At 72.8% G+C, this 17003-nt stretch carries 11 protein-coding genes; 8 read left to right on the top strand and 3 right to left on the bottom strand.

Features of this window, described 5'->3' with window-relative positions; all coding sequences use genetic code 11:
* Positions 1-71: 71 nt before the first annotated feature.
* The 3 genes from J8M51_RS09385 (at position 72) to J8M51_RS09375 (ending at position 5886) form a co-directional block, all read left to right on the top strand.
* Positions 72-710: a phosphoribosylanthranilate isomerase gene (locus tag J8M51_RS09385; RefSeq protein WP_267299295.1), complete on the top strand. Its 639-nt coding sequence runs from the start codon at positions 72-74 to the stop codon at positions 708-710.
* A 168-nt stretch (positions 711-878) separates the two neighbouring features.
* Positions 879-2297: a cytochrome P450 gene (locus J8M51_RS09380; RefSeq protein ID WP_086763615.1), complete on the top strand. Its 1419-nt coding sequence runs from the start codon at positions 879-881 to the stop codon at positions 2295-2297.
* A 157-nt stretch (positions 2298-2454) separates the two neighbouring features.
* On the top strand, positions 2455-5886 hold the full coding sequence (locus J8M51_RS09375; protein WP_267299099.1) for a S8 family serine peptidase: 3432 nt from the start codon (positions 2455-2457) through the stop codon (positions 5884-5886).
* A gap of 90 nt (positions 5887-5976) precedes the next feature.
* Here J8M51_RS09375 and J8M51_RS09370 read toward each other — a convergent pair whose 3' ends face one another.
* Positions 5977-6882: an amidohydrolase family protein gene (locus J8M51_RS09370; protein WP_086762344.1), complete on the bottom strand. Its 906-nt coding sequence runs from the start codon at positions 6880-6882 to the stop codon at positions 5977-5979.
* Positions 6883-7187: 305 nt separating this feature from the next.
* Between J8M51_RS09370 and J8M51_RS09365 the strand changes: the two genes are divergently transcribed.
* From J8M51_RS09365 to J8M51_RS09345, 5 genes are all read left to right on the top strand, one after another.
* On the top strand, positions 7188-8312 hold the full coding sequence (locus tag J8M51_RS09365) for an ABC transporter ATP-binding protein (RefSeq protein WP_086762342.1): 1125 nt from the start codon (positions 7188-7190) through the stop codon (positions 8310-8312).
* Complete coding sequence (locus tag J8M51_RS09360; RefSeq protein WP_086762340.1) at positions 8305-8970, top strand: ABC transporter permease; 666 nt, start codon at positions 8305-8307, stop codon at positions 8968-8970. Before J8M51_RS09365 ends, J8M51_RS09360 begins: the two co-directional genes overlap by 8 nt.
* Positions 8967-9656, top strand: coding sequence for an ABC transporter permease (locus J8M51_RS09355; protein WP_086762338.1), 690 nt, complete (start codon positions 8967-8969; stop codon positions 9654-9656). Before J8M51_RS09360 ends, J8M51_RS09355 begins: the two co-directional genes overlap by 4 nt.
* A gap of 38 nt (positions 9657-9694) precedes the next feature.
* Positions 9695-10621 carry an ABC transporter substrate-binding protein gene (locus J8M51_RS09350; protein WP_086762336.1) on the top strand — a complete coding sequence of 309 codons (927 nt, stop codon included), beginning with the start codon at positions 9695-9697 and terminating at the stop codon, positions 10619-10621.
* Between the two features lie 127 nt (positions 10622-10748).
* Positions 10749-11621, top strand: a complete 873-nt coding sequence (locus tag J8M51_RS09345; RefSeq protein ID WP_216587729.1) for a MurR/RpiR family transcriptional regulator — start codon at positions 10749-10751, stop codon at positions 11619-11621.
* A 57-nt stretch (positions 11622-11678) separates the two neighbouring features.
* Here J8M51_RS09345 and J8M51_RS09340 read toward each other — a convergent pair whose 3' ends face one another.
* Together J8M51_RS09340 and J8M51_RS09335 are read right to left on the bottom strand one after the other, a co-directional pair.
* A complete protein-coding gene (locus J8M51_RS09340; protein WP_438818511.1) occupies positions 11679-13340 on the bottom strand; it encodes a protein kinase domain-containing protein in 1662 nt (553 codons plus the stop codon).
* A 223-nt stretch (positions 13341-13563) separates the two neighbouring features.
* Positions 13564-16776, bottom strand: coding sequence for a family 78 glycoside hydrolase catalytic domain (locus J8M51_RS09335; protein WP_086763016.1), 3213 nt, complete (start codon positions 16774-16776; stop codon positions 13564-13566).
* Between the last annotated feature and the right edge of the window lie 227 nt (positions 16777-17003).

Here is a 17003-nt window from a genome sequence, read left to right as displayed (position 1 = left end):
GCCCCCCGGAGGGCCCCCGCCCCGCGGCAGCAGGCCCCGGTCAGGTGGTCCCCGTGCCTCCGGCTCAGGCGATGCGGCAGGCTGGGGGCGTGAGCAACTCCAGTGATGCCCTCTTCATCAAGATCTGCGGTCTGAAGACCGAACAGGACGTCGACACGGCCGTCGAGGCGGGCGCCGACGCCATCGGCTTCGTCTTCTCCGCCAGTCCGCGCCGGATCGACGCCGCCCTCGCCGCCCGGCTGGGCCGTCGCGTGCCGGAGCACGTCCTGACGGTCGGGGTCTTCCGCAAGGAGCCCCTGGACGACGTACGGGCCGCGGCCGACGAGTCGGGGATCCGGGCGATCCAGCTGCACGGCCCGGACGACCGCGCCTACTACGACGAACTGGCCGCCGACGGCCGGACCCTGATCCGCGCCGCCGCTTTCGGCGACTCGGTGCCCCGCTGCGGCGAGTTCGGCGAGGACATGCTGCTCCTCGACGCCCCCGTCCCCGGCTCCGGCGTCGCCTGGGACTGGGCGAGCAGGCCGCTGGCCGACTCCGGGGAGAAGTGGCTCCTCGCGGGCGGTCTCACCCCGGAGAACGTGCGGGACGCCGTCGCCGCCACCCACCCCTGGGGTGTGGACGTCTCCAGCGGTGTGGAACAGCGCCGGGGCGTCAAGGACCCCGGTCTGATCAGGGAGTTCGTCAAGGCGGCCCGCGCCGGGAGGTGACGGCGGGCCGTCCGGCCGCCAGGGCGCGCGGCTGTGTGTCACCTGATCGCAGCTGTGAGTGGTGATGCCCGGCGTTCCCACGGAAGTGACCCTGGGGTAGGGTCCCCACGGTTCCGGCTACCGGCTGAAGGTGCGCCGGTACGGGGAGTGTCGGAGGGGCGGGGCGGCATGGTGAGAAGAACCCAGTCGGGCGAGGGTGTGTCCGTGGAGCTGGACGGCGCGGGGTTGGAGGAGTTGTCTCCCGAACCGCTGCTGACCCGGGACTACGAGACACGCCCCTCGCTGGTGTACGAGCGGCTGCGGCAGCGGCACGGCGCGGTGGCCCCGGTGGACCTGCTGGGCGTCCCCGCCTGGCTGGTGCTGGGCTACCGGGAGTCACTGCAGGTGCTCCAGGACGACGCGGGCTGGCCCAAGGGCCTGGAGAACTGGCGGGCCCGCACCGAGGGCAGGGTCCCGGCCGACTGGCCGCTCGGACCCTCCCTGGAGGTCAACCACGTACTGATCCAGGGCGGCCCGGGCTACCGCACCCTGCGGACGGCGTGGGACCAGGCGCTCAAGCCGTTCCAGGACCCGCGCAACCCCCAGGCCAAGCGGCTCAAGACGGCCGTCACCGCCTACGCCGACGAACTGATCACCCTGATGGGAGAGGCGGGCGGCACGGGGCTGGCGGACCTGTCCGCGCAGTTCTCCCGGCCGCTGCCGCTGATGGTGGCCAGCCATCTGCTCGGTTTCCCCGGCTCCCAGGGCGACGACGCCCTGATGGACATGTGGCGGGTCCTGGACGCGGGACCCGACGCGGGGCCCGCCCTCGACCGGCTGCTCGGCGCGCTCACGGAACTGGGCGAGCTGAAGCTGAAGTCACCGGGCGAGGACTTCCCCTCCCATCTGCTGGCCGCCCACCCCGGCCTGTCGCTCGACGAGCTGGCCCGCGAGCTGTTCATGCTGCTCGGCATGACCTCCGACCACGTCGGCATCCTCATCTCCAACACGGTCGTCGAGGTCCTCTCGGGCGAGGACAGCGTGCGGGCCAGCCTCTCCGCAGGCATGGTCCGGGAGGCCATGAACCGGGTCGTCATGCGCAAGCCGCCGCTGGTGAACTTCGTGCCGAGGTTCGCCGCGAAGGACAGCCGCCTCGGCGACTACACGATCCGCGCGGGCGACCCGGTCTGGGTCTCCTCCGCCGCGGCGCACGCCGACCCGCTCTTCGCCGACCACGTGGCCCCCAGCACCACGGTCAGCACCCGGGCCCACCTGTCCTGGGGCGCGGGCCCGCGCCAGTGCCCGGCCCGGGAACTCGCCTCGACGGTGGCGGCCGTCGGAGTGGGCCGCCTCTTCGAGCGCTTCGCCCACCTCGATCTCGCCCTCCCCGTCGACCAACTGCCCTGGCGCTCCTCGCCGTTCATGCGGGGCCTGCGCTCGCTGCCCGTCCGGTACGAACTCGCGCCGGGCGCCGAGCCGTCGGCGCCGGACGGCCCGGTGGGTGCGGGGGACCTGGACGCGGGGCAGGCGGTGACACCGGATGTGTCCGCCCGGCAGCGCTCCTCGCTGTGGCGCTATCTCACGGGGCTGATCCGCTCCGGCCGCTGATCGCCACCGGCTGCCGCCGACCGCCGCCGACGACCTCTCACAGGCGTTCTGGCGGCCGCGCGGTTACCGTTGGTACGTTGCATGGGCACGACAAACCTCGCCTGTGGAACGCCACCGGTCGCGAAGGCCCGCGTTCCGTCCCCACCAGGAGGAACGCTTGCCGCGCCCCCGACGTGCGGCGGGTTGCCTCGTCCTGCTCACGCTCACCCTGAGCGTGCTGCCGGGACAGGCCCCGTCCGCAGCGACACCCCTGCCCGCGTCCTTGCCCGCGTCCACGTCGCCCGCCTCCGCCGCCCCCTGGCAGCCCGGGAGCGGGGCGGCCCCGGCCCAGGCCGTCCGTACCGTCACCCTGCTGACCGGCGATCAGGTCGCCCTCGCGGAGACCGGGGCGGGCGACACCGTCACCGTCACCCCCGGCGAGGGCCGCGAGCGGCTGGCCTTCACCCGCTACGAGGACTCCGGCCACCAGTACGTGGTCCCGGACGACGCCCTCGCCCTCGTCGCCTCCGGCGCCCTCGACCGCCGCCTCTTCGACACGACCCGTCTGGCGGACGCCGGGTACGACAGCGCGCACGGCGTCCCACTGATCGTCAAATACCGTACGGGGGAGGGGAGTTCCGCCCGGCTGCGGGCCGGTGTCCGCGAGGCGGGCGCCCGGGTCGCCCGTACCCTTCCCGGGCTGCGCCTGACCGCCGTACGGGCCGCGGGGGACGCCGTGACCCCGCTGTGGGAGGAACTGACCGAGCGGGACGCGCGGAGCGGTGAGCGGGAACTCGCCGCCGACGTCGCCCGGATCTGGCTGGACGCCGAGCTGACGGTGAGCGACGACGTCAGCGTGCGGCAGATCGGCGCGCCCGCCGCCTGGGAGGCGGGTTACACCGGCACCGGCGTGAAGGTCGCCGTCCTGGACACCGGTGTCGACGACACCCACCCCGACATCGCCGCGCGTGTCGTGGAGAAGGAGAACTTCACCACCGCGCCCGACACCACCGACCTCGTCGGCCACGGCACCCATGTGGCGTCGATCGTCGCGGGCGACGGCGCCGCGTCCGACGGCCGGTACACCGGGGTCGCCCCCGGGGCCGATCTGCTCGTGGGCAAGGTCTGTGTCGACCGGGGCTGCGAGGAGTCGGCGATCCTGGCCGGGATGGAGTGGGCCGCACCGCGGGCGCGGGTGGTCAACATGAGCCTGAGCGGGCCCGATTCACCGGGCACCGACCCGCTGGAGGAGGCCGTCGGCACGCTCAGCGCCAAGTTCGGCACGCTCTTCGCGGTCGCGGCGGGCAACACCGGCCGGGACCAGGACGTCCGCAGCCCCGCCAGCGCCGACGCGGCGCTCGCGGTCGGCGCGGTCGACGCCGAGGACGCGCTCACCGACTTCTCCAGCCGGGGCCCGCGCGTGGGCGACGGCGCGATCAAGCCCGACATCACCGCGCCGGGCGCGGCGATCGTGGCCGCCCGCTCCAAGGACAGCGACCTCGAACCCGTCGACGGCGACCCGGCGTACGCACCGCTGTCCGGCACCTCCATGGCCACCCCGCACGTCGCGGGCGCCGCCGCGCTCCTCGCTCAGCGGCACCCCGACTGGACCGGCGAGCGGCTCAAGGACGCGCTGATGGGCTCCGCGAAACCGACCCCCGGCCTGAGCGTCCACGCCCAGGGAGCGGGCCGTGTCGATGTCGCCCGCGCCGTCGGCCAGGACGTCACCGTCTCCCCGCCCAGCCTGTCGCTGGGCACCAGCTCCTGGCCGCACGACGACGACCCGCCGCTCACCCGGACCGTCACCTACCGCAACTCCGGCCCCGCGGACCTCACCCTCGACCTCACCACGACCGCCACCGGCCCGGACGGCAAGGCGGCACCCGAGGGCCTGTTCACCGTCGCCCCGGCCCGGCTGACCGTCCCCGCCGGGGGCAGCGCCGAGGCCGTGCTCACCGCCGACACCCGCGTCGACAGCGTCACCGGCCTCTTCACCGGCGCCGTCCTCGCCCGTGCCGGGGACACCACGGTCCGCAGCGTCCTCGCCGCCACCAAGGCGCACGAGACCCACCCGCTGACCGTCAAGGTCCTGGACCGCCACGGCGAACCGGCCGCCGGAAGCTTCGTCAACGTCCTCGACATCGACCGGGGCGAGGGACGGTACGTCTACGGCCCCCAGGGCACCGGCACGGTCGAGGTCCGCCCCGGCCGCCACCACCTGGACGTCCACGTCGCGACGGCCGCGCCCGACGGCAGCTACGACCACACCGTGGTCGCCCTGCCGCTGAAGCGGATCACCGGCCCGGAGACCGTCGTGCTCGACGCCCGCGAGGGCCGGCCCGTCACCGTGGACCCGCCCCGCAAGGGCGCCACCAGCGCGCTCGCCGCCGTCAGCCTCCTGCGGACCACCCCGTCCGGCGCGGGCGTCTCGTCCCTGGTGTCGGCGGGCTCCTTCGCCCGGCTCCAGACCGCCGACCTGAGCGCGGGGAAGGGGAGGCTGCCCGCCGACGCGGGCGCCCTCACCACCGTCGTACGCAGCTCCTGGGCGAAACAGGGCGCGGACGGCACCTTCACCGACACCCCGTACGACTACGAGCTGGCCTGGGTGGTGCGGGGCCGGATGCCCACCGACTTCCACGGCCGGGCGAGACGCGGCGATCTGACGAAGGTCACCCACACCTTCTACGCCGACCGCCCCGACGAACCCACCGCCGCACTGCGGACCTACGCCTTCCCGCCCGAGGGCGGCAGCGCGGTCGGCCCGAACATCAAGTTCCGGGCCACCGGGAAACGCACCGTCCACTACTCGGCCCGCGGCCTCGCCTGGACCCTGGTCTACAACCGGCTCAACGCCCTCGGCCAGGGCGAGTTCCAGCAGTGGGGCGCGCCCGTGACCTTCCGGGCGGGCGGCAAGGACGACTTGCGCTGGGGCCACGGGCCGCTCGGCCCGAGCTTCGCCGACCGGCGGGGGCTGACGTACGGCAGTGTCCGGCGGCAGGGGGACACCCTGATGTTCCACACACCGCCGTTCGCCGACCAGGACCCCGGCCACACCGGGTTCTCCCTCGGCGACTCGGGCCGCACCCGCCTCTGGCGCGAGGGCAAGCTGCTCGCCGACGTGCCGTACCCGTTCTACGACGCGCAGGGCCCGGTGCCGGCGGCGGAGGCCTCGTACCGGCTGGAGACGGCCGTGGACCGGGGCGGGCAGGGGTATCTCACCTCGACGTCCGTGAAGGCGGCGTGGACGTTCCGGTCGGGGCACACCGAGGGCGGCCGCTGGACCGCGCTGCCGGTGACCGCGATCCGGTTCACGCCCGACCTCCGTCTGGACAACTCGGCCCGCGCCGGGCACCGGATGACCCTGCCCGTCGTGCTGCGGCGGCAGCCCGGGGCACCGGAGTCGGCCGTACGAGAGCTGAGCGTGGAGGTGTCGTACGACGACGGGGCCACCTGGACCGCCGTGGACGTCCGCCGGACCGGGAACCCGGAGCGCTGGCGGGCGGAGCTGAGGAACCCCCGGAGCGGCTTCGCCTCGCTGCGGGCGAAGTCCGTCGACGCCGACGGCGGCACCGCCGCGTACACGGTGATCCGCGCCTACCGGCTGCGCTGAGCGGCACGGGCGGGCCGGAGCACGGGACGGCCCACCGGAGGCGGAGGCGGCAGGGGGCAGGGGCTCGTGGAGCCCGTGCCCCCTCCGGCCTCAGCTTTCCGTGCCGGTGAGCAGTCGCCGCGGGTTGGCGATGCGGAAGGCGTACGCCGCCGCCCCGCCCAGGCCGAAGCCGGGCTGTTGCGGGGGTTCGGCGTAGGGGCGGTCGGTGCCCTGGACGACGGCGTCCACGCCGAGGGCGCGGACCACGGCCTCGACGGCGGTCGGGCCGTAGGAGGACGTCTCCACGAAGACGCCCGGGTCCGCCGGGACGTGGTCGTCGCCGCCGCGCGCGGCGAACCGCTCCCCGTGCAGCGGGGCGAGCCCGGCGAGCAGGGCGAAGCAGACCCGCAGCCGGGGGTGGCGGGGGCGGCCGAAGGCACGGAAGGCGAACCAGGCGGAGTGCATCTGCTGGACGTAGGGGACCATCGCGGGCCACCAGCCGGGCCCCCCGGCGCCGCCGGGTGCCGGTCCGGGGTGCACGAACAGCGGCAGGTCGCGCTCTTCGAGGAGGTCGAGGAGCGGCGCGCAGCGGGCGTAACCGGCCGCGTCGGTGAGGGCGTTCGCGGGGAGCTGGAGGCCGACGAAGCCTCCGTCGAGGTCTTCGGAGGCCGCCTTCGCGTCCACGTCCCGGACACAGGCGGCGGCCCAGGCGCCGAACGGTTCGGGGAGTGCGGACGCCCCCTCGTGGTAGGCGTCGAGCAGGGGGCGGGCCTCGGTCGCGGGCAGCCACTCCACCCCGATCGGGGAGGAGAGCGAGACGAGGGCCCGGCCCAGGCCGTCGGTGGCGGCGAGTTCCGTCCGGAGGGCGATGTCGTGATCGGCGGGCGGCAGCTCGAACGGCGCCTCGCCGTCCAGATACAGCGTCCAGCCGTCCAGGAACGGCGGTTCGCGGCGTGCACGCAATGCCGTCACCAGCGAGGGGGTCCACAGATGCTGGTGCACGTCGCAGTTGGTCATGACGCTCCTCCCACGAAGGCCGACGCTTCCCCGGTCAGGGCGCGCGAAGTGCTCCGGACGCCGTCCGGGCGGGGAACCACTTCCCTGATCACACACCGCGGGAACCCCGGCCCGCGCCCCGATGCGTGCTTCCGCGTCCCGAGCCGCTCCATTATGAAAGAGGACATCGAGTAGCGAATGGGACAATGCGAGCATATCCGGCGCGCCTTGGTGTGAACGTAACGCACCGTTCACGGAATTCCATTGACTCTAATTCACTCACCGACGACCCTGAATGGCCATATGCAGTCGGGTAAGGGGCAGTCTTGATCAGGTTCGATGCGGTGAGAAAAAGTTATCCCAACGGCACGACAGCGGTGGACAACCTGTCGCTGGAGCTGGCCGAGGGTGGCATCACGGTTCTGGTCGGTCCTTCCGGCTGCGGCAAGACCACCACCCTGCGCATGATCAACCGCATGGTCGAGCCGACCTCCGGCACGGTGAGCCTGCGCGGCCGGGACATCCGGGATGTCAACGCGCCCGAGCTGCGCCGGGGCATCGGCTATGTCATCCAGCACGCGGGACTCTTCCCGCACCGCACCATCCTGGACAACATAGCCACCGTTCCGCTGCTGCTGGGCTGGGGCAAGAAGAAGGCGCGGACGCGGGCGGCGGAACTCCTCGAACTGGTGGGCCTGCCCGCCGAGATGGCGCGGCGCTACCCGAACCAGCTCTCCGGCGGACAGCAGCAGCGCGTCGGCGTGGCCAGGGCGCTGGGCGCCGACCCGCCGGTGCTCCTGATGGACGAGCCGTTCAGCGCGGTCGACCCGATCGTGCGCGCGGAGCTGCAGGACGAGTTCATCCGGCTGCAGAAGGAACTGCACAAGACGATCGTGTTCGTCACCCATGACATCGACGAGGCGATCAAACTCGGCGACAACATCGCCGTGTTCCGGACCGGCGGCAGACTCGCCCAGTTCGACACCCCCGAGCGGCTGCTCGCCGCTCCCGCCGACGACTTCGTGGCCGACTTCGTGGGCCACGACCGGGGCATCCGCCGGCTCTCCTTCGTCGACGCGGCCGAACTCCCGCTGCGCGACGGCCCCGTGCTGCCGGCCACGGCAGCCGTCGCCGAGGCTCGGGCGGCCGACGCGCCCTGGGTGCTGGTCGTCGACGGGGCCCGCCGGCCCCTCGGCTGGGCCGCCACCGCCGCACTGCCGGCCGACGGCACCCTCGAAGACGCGCCGCTGACCCCGCTCGGCCACACCTTCAGCCTGGTCGGCGACTCCGCCCGCGCCGCCCTCGACTCGGCCCTGCTGTCCCCGGCCCGGCTCGCCGTCGCCGTCGACGCCGAGGGCGCGGTCGCCGGGGTCGCCGACGCGCACGAACTGTCCACGGCCGTGAACGAGCCGGCCCCCGCCACCACCCGGGCGGCGGTGGACGATGAGTGACGGCGAACCGCTGATCCGGTGGCAGTGGATAGCCGACCACACCGCCGAACTCGCCGAGTACACCGGCATCCATCTCCGACTCGGCCTGCTGCCGGTGCTGTTCGGCCTGATCATCTCCGTACCGCTCGGCATCCTCTGCCACCGCTGGCGCTGGCTCTACCCGCCCGTGCTGACCGTGTCGAACATCCTGTACTCGATCCCGTCGCTCGCGCTGTTCATGATCTTCGTCCGCTACACCGGACTGACCGAACAGACCGTGATGATCCCGCTGACGCTCTACACCCTGTCGGTGCTGGTGCCCAACGTGGTCGACGGACTCGCCTCGGTCCCCGAACCGGTCCGGCTCGCGGCCACCGCGATGGGCTTCGGCACCGTACGCCGGGTCGTCCAGGTCGAGTTGCCGATCGCCGTCCCCGTCGTCATCGCCGGTGTACGCGTCGCCGCCGTGTCGTCCATCAGCCTCGTCGCCGTGGGACAGCTGATCGGACAGGGCGGCCTCGGCTACTACATCACCCGCGGCCTCCAGCTCGACTTCCCCACCCCCATCGTCACCGCGATCGTCCTGATCATGCTGCTCGCGCTGGCCACCGACGCGCTGCTGGTCCTGGCGCAGCGGCTGCTCACCCCGTGGTCCCGGAACAAGGTGAGGTCGGCGTGAACGACTTCCTGAACCAGATGGAACTGGTGGGGGACTGGCTGACGTCCTCCGCGCAGTGGCACGGCGACGAGGGCATCCCGCAACGGCTGGTGGAGCACCTCACCTACAGCGGACTGTCGTTGCTGTTCGCGGCCCTCATCGGGCTGGTGTTCGGCCTGCTCGTCGGGCACACCGGCCGGGGCGCCTTCGCCGTGGCCACCGTGGCGAACCTGGCCCGCGCGATCCCCACCTTCGGCCTGGTCGTCCTCGTCGTCACCCTCGCCGGGCTCAGCACCGCTCCCGTCCTGGTCGCCCTGGTCGCGCTCGCGGTACCGCCGATCCTCATCAACACCTTCGAGGGCGTACGGGGTGTGGACCCCGCCACCCGGGACGCGGCCCGCGGGGTCGGCATGACCGAGTGGGAGGTCCTGATCCGGGTCGAGGTGCCGATGGCGCTGCCGCTGATCCTGCTGGGGCTGCGGGTCGCCGCGATCCAGGTCGTGGCCACCGCGACCGTCGCCGCCTACCCCGGACTCGGCGGCCTCGGCCGCTACATCGTCGACGGGCTCTCCCGCAACGACTACGAGCTGGTCATCGGCGGCTCCGCGGTCGTCGTCGCCCTCGCGCTCGTCGTCCAGATCGTGTTCACCGCGCTGCGCCGCGTCGTCGTCTCGCCGGGCCTGCGGGTCTCGGCGTCGAAGTCCTGAGTTCGAGAATGTCCAGAGAGGAAACACCCATGCGAGGTATGTACCGAGGCGCCGCGTTCGGCCTGATCACCGCGCTCACGCTGACCGCCTGCGGCGGTGGCGGCGGTGACAGCGACGACAACCCGCTGGCCGGCGGCGGTGACAGCGGCGGCGGCAAGTCCATCGTCGTCGGTTCCGCGAACTTCCCCGAGAACCAGCTGCTCGCCGAGATCTACTCGCAGGCACTGGAGAGCAAGGGCCTGGACGTGACGCGGAAATTCGACATCGGGGCCCGCGAGGTCTATTACGACCAGGTCGTCAAGGGCGGTATCAACGTCTTCCCCGAGTACAACGGCGCCCTGCTGACGGTGGCGGTCGACAAGAACAGCACCGCGACCAGCACCGCCGACATCAACGCCGAACTGAAGGAGAAACTCCCCTCGTCGGTGGAGATCCTCGACTCCGCCGCCGCCGAGGACAAGGACTCGGTGACGGTCACCGCGGAGGTCGCGGCCAAGTACAACCTGAAGACCCTCGCCGACCTCAAGCCGGTCGCGGGCAAGCTCACGCTCGGCGCCGGGTCGGAGTTCAAGACCCGCACCCAGGGCGGCGTCGGCCTGGAGAAGGTCTACGGCATCAAGTTCGGGAAGTTCCAGCCGCTCGACGCGGGCGCCCAGACGACCCTGGTGAAGCTGCTCAAGGACGACAAGGTGCAGGCCGCCAACCTGTACACCACCGACCCCGCCATCGTCGCCGACAAGCTGGTGGTCCTTCAGGACCCGAAGAACCTCTTCGCCTCGCAGAACGTCACGCCCCTCGTCTACAAGGACGCGGTGAACGACAAGGCGAAGGAGGCGCTCAACGCCGTCTCCGCGAAGCTCACCACCGAGGACCTGCTGGAGATGATGAAGAAGCTCGTCAACGACAAGGAGGACGCCGACACCGTCGCCAAGGACTGGCTGTCGTCCGCCGGTCTCGTGAGCTGACCCGCCGGGGCCCGCGGGCCACGCCATCACCGTCCGCCCCCGCTCCTGCCCGGCACCGCGCACCGACCACGCGCACCGCCGGGCAGGGGGAGGGGACCGAGCACGACGACCGGCTGGGGGACACCAGATGACGGACGCTGTCGGCAGCGAAGGACCCGGCACGGCCGGCACCGCCGCACGGCTGCAGCAGCTCTTCGAGGGGCGCCGGCTCACCCCGACCCAGCGCCGTATCGCACACTGCCTGGTACGGCAGGCCGCGGACGCGCCCTATCTGTCGAGTGTGGAACTGGCCCGGCTGGCCGGGGTCAGCCAGCCCTCGGTGACCCGCTTCGCGGTCGCCCTCGGCTTCGACGGCTATCCGGCCCTGCGCGACCGGTTGCGGGCGGTCGCACCCACCGGGCACGAGCACGACAACGGCGGGCGGCCGGCCAACCCGTACCAGCGGGCCGTGCGGGCCGAGATCGACCATCTGACACAGCTGGCGTCCCTGCTCACCGACCCGGGACCCGTCGAACGCGCGGGCCGGCTGCTCGCCGCCTCCCGGCCGCTGCCGGTGCTCGGGCTGCGCGCCTCCGGCGCCCCGGCGCGCGGCTTCGCCTACTTCGCGGCGAAGGTCCACACCGACGTACGGCTGCTCGACGAGGGCGGCTCCCTGCTCGCCGACCGCATCGACGCGGCCCGGCGGGCCGGTGCGAGCGCGCTGCTGTGCTTCGCGCTGCCCCGCCATCCGCGCGAACTCCTCGACGCCCTCGCCCACGCCCGCGCCGCCGGGCTCACGGTGGTGACGGTCGCCGACGGCACCTTCGCCCCGGTCGCCGCCCACAGCGATCTGCTGCTGCCCGCCGCCGTCGGCACCGGCCTGGTCTTCGACACCGTCAGCGCCCCCATGCTGCTGGGGCAGGTCCTGCTGGAGGCGATGTGCGACGCCCTCCCGGACGCCCAGGCCCGTCTGGAGGAGTTCGACGCGCGGGCCGCCGCGCGCGGGCTGTTCGTCGACTGACGGCCCGGAGCGACTGACGGTCCGGAGCCGGGACCCGGCCCCGCAGGGGACGCCCCCTCACTCCGCCGAGCGCAACACCCTCCAGACCCGCGGCCGTACGACGCCGTCCGTGACCAGCAGCCCCTTGTCCTGCTGGAAGCTGCGCACCGCGGCCTCCGTCCCGGAGTCGAACTCGCCGTCCACACCGCCGCCCCCGAGGCCGTAGCCGCGCTTGGAGAGCATGCACTGCACCTGGAGGACGCGTTTGCCGGTGTCGCCCAGACGGGTGCGGCCGTTGCCGTAGTAGTACCCGCAGTCCGTGAGCCAGGCCGGGGTGGCGGGTTCGCCGGGTGTCTCGGTGGGGGTCGGCTCGGTCTCCGGGGGCGCGCTGGTCCGGGGGGCGGGCGCGGAGGAGTCGGTGTGCGGGTCGTCGTCGGTGTCGCCGGTGCCGGGGGCGGACGCGTCCGGCCGGGGGGTGTCGTCGGCGGCGACGGCGGTGGGCCGGTCGTCCTCGCCGGAGACCTCCGAGACCCCCGATCCGCCGTCCGGGTCGGCGTCCGCGCCGTTCGACCGGGTGGACGCCGAGGCCCGGGGGACACCGTCGTCCGGCAGCGCTTCGGTGGACGCCGTCGCACCCCGCTGCGGCGAGGCCGTGGTGGTGGCGGGGCTCAGCAGGGTGAGCACGACGGCACCCGCGGCCGTCGCGCAGAGAGCCGCGCCGGCGGCACCGATCAGTACCCGCCGTCTGCGTCTGCTCCCGGCGGGCGACGCAACCGGCCGCGCCGGCCGGGCCGAGGCGTCGGCGGAGGGGTCCGGCGCCGCGCCGGCCGGGTCCGGGGCCTTCACCGGCGGGACGGGGCGAGGCTGTTCGAGCGGCAGACGGGACAGCGTCTCGTACGCTCGCTGCCGGGCCAGCACCCGGCCGCCCAGCGGCTCGGGCCAGTCCGCAGCCTCGCCCGCCGCGCCGGCCGGGACGCTCCCGATCAGCTGCGCGGGAGTCGGCCGCCGGCCCGGTTCCTTGGCCAGGCAGGCGGTCAGCAGCGAGGCGAGCGCGCTGTCGGTCGCCGCGATCTCGGCGAGGACCTGCTGGTTGGGCTCCTCGAAGGCCACCCGGTGCATGACGTCCACACCGGTGCCGTCGCCGAACGGGGCGCTGCCGGTCGCCGCGTAGACCAGGGTGCAGGCCAGCGAGAACACGTCCGACGCGGTGTCGCACGAGCCCGTCCGCAGGTACTCGGGCGACATGTAGGCCGGGGTGCCGACCCGGTTGCCCGTGCCGGTGATCGCGCTGGCGTCGGCGGCCTTGGCGATACCGAAGTCGATGACATGCGCGCCCCGGGCGGACAGCAGGACATTGGACGGCTTCAGGTCCCGGTGCACGATCCCTGCGGCGGACAGATCGGCCAGCGCCTGCCCGAGCTCCACCACCAGCCGCCGTACGGCGACGGCCGACAGCGGTCCGTCCTCGTGCACGGCCGCCGCCAGATCGAGCCCCGGGAGATACTCGGTGGCCATCCACAGCAGCTCGTCCCGGAAGCCCGTACCGGCCAGGCGCGGCATGCGCGCGGTACGCACCCGGCCGTGGACCGCCGCCTCCTGCTCGAACCGGCGGCGGAACCGGACGTCCTCCGCGTACTCGGGCCTGATCACCTTCACCGCGACGAGATCGGGTCCGCCGTCCGCGGGGCGCGCCAGATAGACGCGCCCCATCCCGCCGCTGCCGAGCAGCCCCAGCGACACATACGGACCGATACGGTCCGGGTCGCCGGGTCGCAGAGGCAGGCCCCCCGCCTGCCGCAGCGCCCCAGTCCTGTCCGCCGATGATGGCGGCACCGGCCGCTGGTCTGACACAACACCCCCGAAGTGACTTTTGGCGTACGTCAGTTCGCCCCCGGAGTGCTGAGGCTAGCTCAGCGTGGGCCCCGCGTTACGGGTATCGGTCACTTCCGTGTCAGGGAAGGGCTCAAGTGGTCTTGCGTCGCACCTCCGTGGTACCGGAGCCGATCTGTCCGATCCGCAGCACCGTGCCCGTGGGGTCGGTGTACGACTCGACCTTCGCGCTGCCCTCCCCGCGCGGTGTGGACGCCGTCACCCGGTACGCCTTCGGGGAGGCGTCCCCGATCTCCACCTCCAGCACGGCACGGGAGTTGGGCGGCAGGGTCACCAGGGTGGTGTGCGTGTCCGCGGAGCGGCGCACCTGCACCGACACCGGCCCCCGCAGCGAGGGCACCGTGCCGTCGACCTCGGTCAGCGACCCGGTCCTGGGCCGGATCCGGAACCCGGCGGCTCCGGGCTCGCTGACCTGGACACCGAGGATGTGCCGGGCCACCACGTTGGCCGGCGCGGAGGCCCAGGCGTGGGAGAGCGTCATGTTGGACTTCAGCGCGGGGTCCCACGCCTCGGTGACGATGGTCGCCTTGAGCGCGTCCAGCATGTGCAGCCACGAGTTGGTGGCCGTGGAGGTGAGCAGGGCGAGGGCGGCGTCGGAGCGGCCGAGCCGGAACAGCGCGTCCAGCAGGAACTGGGAGCCGTACACGCTCATCCTCATACCGCCCGCGGCCAGGGTGTCGCCCAGCCTGGCCTGCACCGCCGTGTCCAGCGTGTCCGCGAGGCCGAGCGCCACCGGGAAGGCGGTGGCGTGCTGGGCGCTGTGTGTGGTGCCGACGCCGTCGAGGAACCGCCCGCCCGCACTGTCGAGCAGAGTGGCGCGCATGGACGCGGCGAGGGTGTCCGCCCGGCCGCGCAGAGCGGTCGCGTCGGCGTCCTTGCCGAGGGCCGCCGCGCACTCGGCGAGGGCCTGGAACGCCGCGTACTGGAAGGCGTTGACGACCGTGTTGACGTTGGTGAACACGTAGCCGTCCCGGCTGGCGGCGGGCCAGTCGACCAGATCGCCGAGGTCCTGGCTGGTGTTGCCGGGCGCCTTGCGGACCAGCCCGGCGGAGTCCAGGTACGAGGTGAGGTTCTTCGCCGTCAACAGGTCGTAGTCCTTGGCGAGTTGCCGGTCGTCGCCGGTGGCGAGGTAGTCCTCCCACGCGGAGATCGCGCACATCAGCCGGTACTCGGTGGGCCAGGTGCCCTTGCGGACCAGATAGTCGTTGGAGAAGCGGGCGAGGGCGTAGGAGCGCTGGACGCCGTACTCGGAGAGCTGGTTGATCAGCGCGTCGCCCTCGTACGGGCCGCGCTCGCGGGTGGGGGTGTCCGTGTAGAGGTCGCCGCGGGTGGCCTCGATGGAGTAGCGGCACAGCTCCCAGACCCGGTCCAGGTCGGCGTCCGAGCTGCGGAACGAGGCGTCCGAGCCGTCCCAGTCGAGTTTCCAGGCGCGGCCGGTGACGACCGCCTCCGACAGGTCGAGCGTGGTGCGCAGTTCGGCCCAGCGGAAGCCCCGGTAGCCCCAGTGCTCGAAGCGCTGCTCGCCGTCGCGCAGGGTCCACACCTCGCGGTAGGTGTTGGTGGCGCGCAGCTGGTACTTGACCGTGCCGTCCGTGTTCAGCTCCTCGCCGAGCCGCACCTCGACGGTGTCGCCCGCGCTGCCCGTGATCTCCAGGGCCAGCCCGCCGACGATCTCCCGGCCGAGGTCGACCAGCCAGCGCCCGTCGGCGACCTCGGTGACGGAGGCCGGGGTGACGTCGTGCGGCCGTACCGCCTCGATCGGCGCGGGCACGAGCCCGTCGATCGCCGTACGGACCGCCGGCTTCGGCCAGTCGCCGTCGTCGAAGCCGGGCTTCGTCCAGCCCACGGGCTCGCGGCGCAGGTCCCAGTACTCCTGCGGCACGGTGAAGTAACTGCTGCCCGCACTGCCCTTGGACGGCAGCAGCCCGCCCTGGCGGCGCGCCTTCCAGTGGTCCCCGGAGGCGACCGTCGACCTGCTGCCGTCGGCGTACGTGATCTCCAGCTGGGCCAGGAACTTCTGCTGTGAGGTCGTCCAGCACAGCGCGGCCAGCGCGTTGGGCTTCCCGTCGGACCGCAGGGTGGAGGTCACGTCGAAGGCCTGGTAGGCGGTGCCGGTGCCGGAGCGGACGGAGGCGTAGCCGACGGTCGTGCCGTTGCTCCACACCTTCGCGACGTACTGCCGGGCCGGATCGGGCGAGGTGGCCGCGACGTAGAGCACCGCCGCGGCTATCTCCTTGCCGGACTTCGTGTCGTACTCGTGGCGCAGTAGCGCCCAGGTGTCGTCGGCCCCGTAGGACGAGAGCGAGGAGGCGCCGGTGGGGAAGGTGAGGACGCCGCCGGAGACCGTGCCGGTGGCGAAGGTGCCCTTGTCGGAGGCGAAGTCGTCGTCGAGGAGGACCGTGCCGTCGGCGGCCGTGAAGGTGACCCGGTCGTAGGTCTGGGACTCGGTGCCGCCGTTGCGCAGCCCGATGTTGCCGGAGGCGTAGCGGCTGTCGGTGGTGGTGTCGACGACGGTGCCGTTCACGGTGGTGGTGAAGGTCGGGCCGGTCATGGTGACGCTCAGGTCCACCCACTCCCCGGCGGTGACCGCGAACGGCAGCCGTACCTCGGCGAGCACGGTGTACGTGCCGTTCACACAGACGTGCTTGCGCAGCACCCCGGTGGTGCCCGCGCGCAGCTGCCACATGTAGTTGTTGGCGGTGTTCGTGGCCCGGAACCACACCCCGGCGGCCACGGCGGTGATCTTCACACGGACGGTGAGGGTGCCGTCGGTCATCACCGGCCCGGCCGGCGCCCAGATCGGCTTCGCCTCCCACTCGTCCTCGACCGACGTGGCCAGGAGGACGGGCGCCGACCATTCCGAGCGCTTGTTGCACCAGTTCCGGACCCGCCACCAGTAGGCCGTACGGGGCTTAAGCGCCGGTCCGCCGTACGGTACGGCCGTGGACTCGACGGAGTCCTGCTTGCCGGAGTCCCACAGCAGCAGGTCGTCGTCCTCGAAACCGCCCGGGGTGGTCGCCACCTGCAGCTGGTAGGCGCGCTGCACCGTGCCCTCGCGGAAGTCCGGCACCTGCCAGCTGAAACGGGGGTTCCGCCCGGCGGTGGTGGCGAGTGCCCGCGGAAGCAGATCCGTGAGCATCCCGGTCGGCACGAGCGCCGCCTCGGCGGCTGCGGCCGAAGCCACCGAGCCGGGGGCGGCGACGGCCCGGGGCCCGGTCAGCACGACGGAGGCGGCCACGGTGCCGCCGAGCTGGAGAAGTCTTCGCCGTGAGAAGTCCCGTGCCATGGTGCACCTTCGGTTCGATTCGATGGGAGCGGTGTGCTCGCTGGGGCCGGAGTGGTGAAAGGTTTCAATGTGATGGCCCGGAGGTTAGGGTTCCGCGTCTAATCCGGTCAATAGGTCGGATGCGATGGAGTCCAGCGGAAATGAAACGATTTAACCGACGGGAGGGTCATCGGGCTCGGCTAAAGTCTCGCCTCACCTCGGTCGGACATCCTGACCGGGGCTGTGCG

The sequence above is a fragment of the Streptomyces griseiscabiei genome (assembly GCF_020010925.1).
GTDB lineage: Bacteria > Actinomycetota > Actinomycetes > Streptomycetales > Streptomycetaceae > Streptomyces > Streptomyces griseiscabiei.
The sequence above is the reverse complement of the archived record's forward strand: the minus strand, read 5'-3'. Positions and strand labels throughout refer to the sequence as shown.

What these genes read in the sequence shown, in the direction of transcription:
- J8M51_RS09360 (WP_086762340.1), top strand. Translation starts at nt 8,305, where the DNA reads ATGAGTGACGGCGAACCGCTGATCCGGTGGCAGTGGATAGCCGACCAC.
- J8M51_RS09380 (WP_086763615.1), top strand. Translation starts at nt 879, where the DNA reads ATGGTGAGAAGAACCCAGTCGGGCGAGGGTGTGTCCGTGGAGCTGGAC.
- J8M51_RS09385 (WP_267299295.1), top strand. Translation starts at nt 72, where the DNA reads ATGCGGCAGGCTGGGGGCGTGAGCAACTCCAGTGATGCCCTCTTCATC.
- J8M51_RS09350 (WP_086762336.1), top strand. Translation starts at nt 9,695, where the DNA reads ATGTACCGAGGCGCCGCGTTCGGCCTGATCACCGCGCTCACGCTGACC.
- J8M51_RS09370 (WP_086762344.1), bottom strand. Translation starts at nt 6,882, where the DNA reads ATGACCAACTGCGACGTGCACCAGCATCTGTGGACCCCCTCGCTGGTG.
- J8M51_RS09345 (WP_216587729.1), top strand. Translation starts at nt 10,749, where the DNA reads ATGACGGACGCTGTCGGCAGCGAAGGACCCGGCACGGCCGGCACCGCC.
- J8M51_RS09335 (WP_086763016.1), bottom strand. Translation starts at nt 16,776, where the DNA reads ATGGCACGGGACTTCTCACGGCGAAGACTTCTCCAGCTCGGCGGCACC.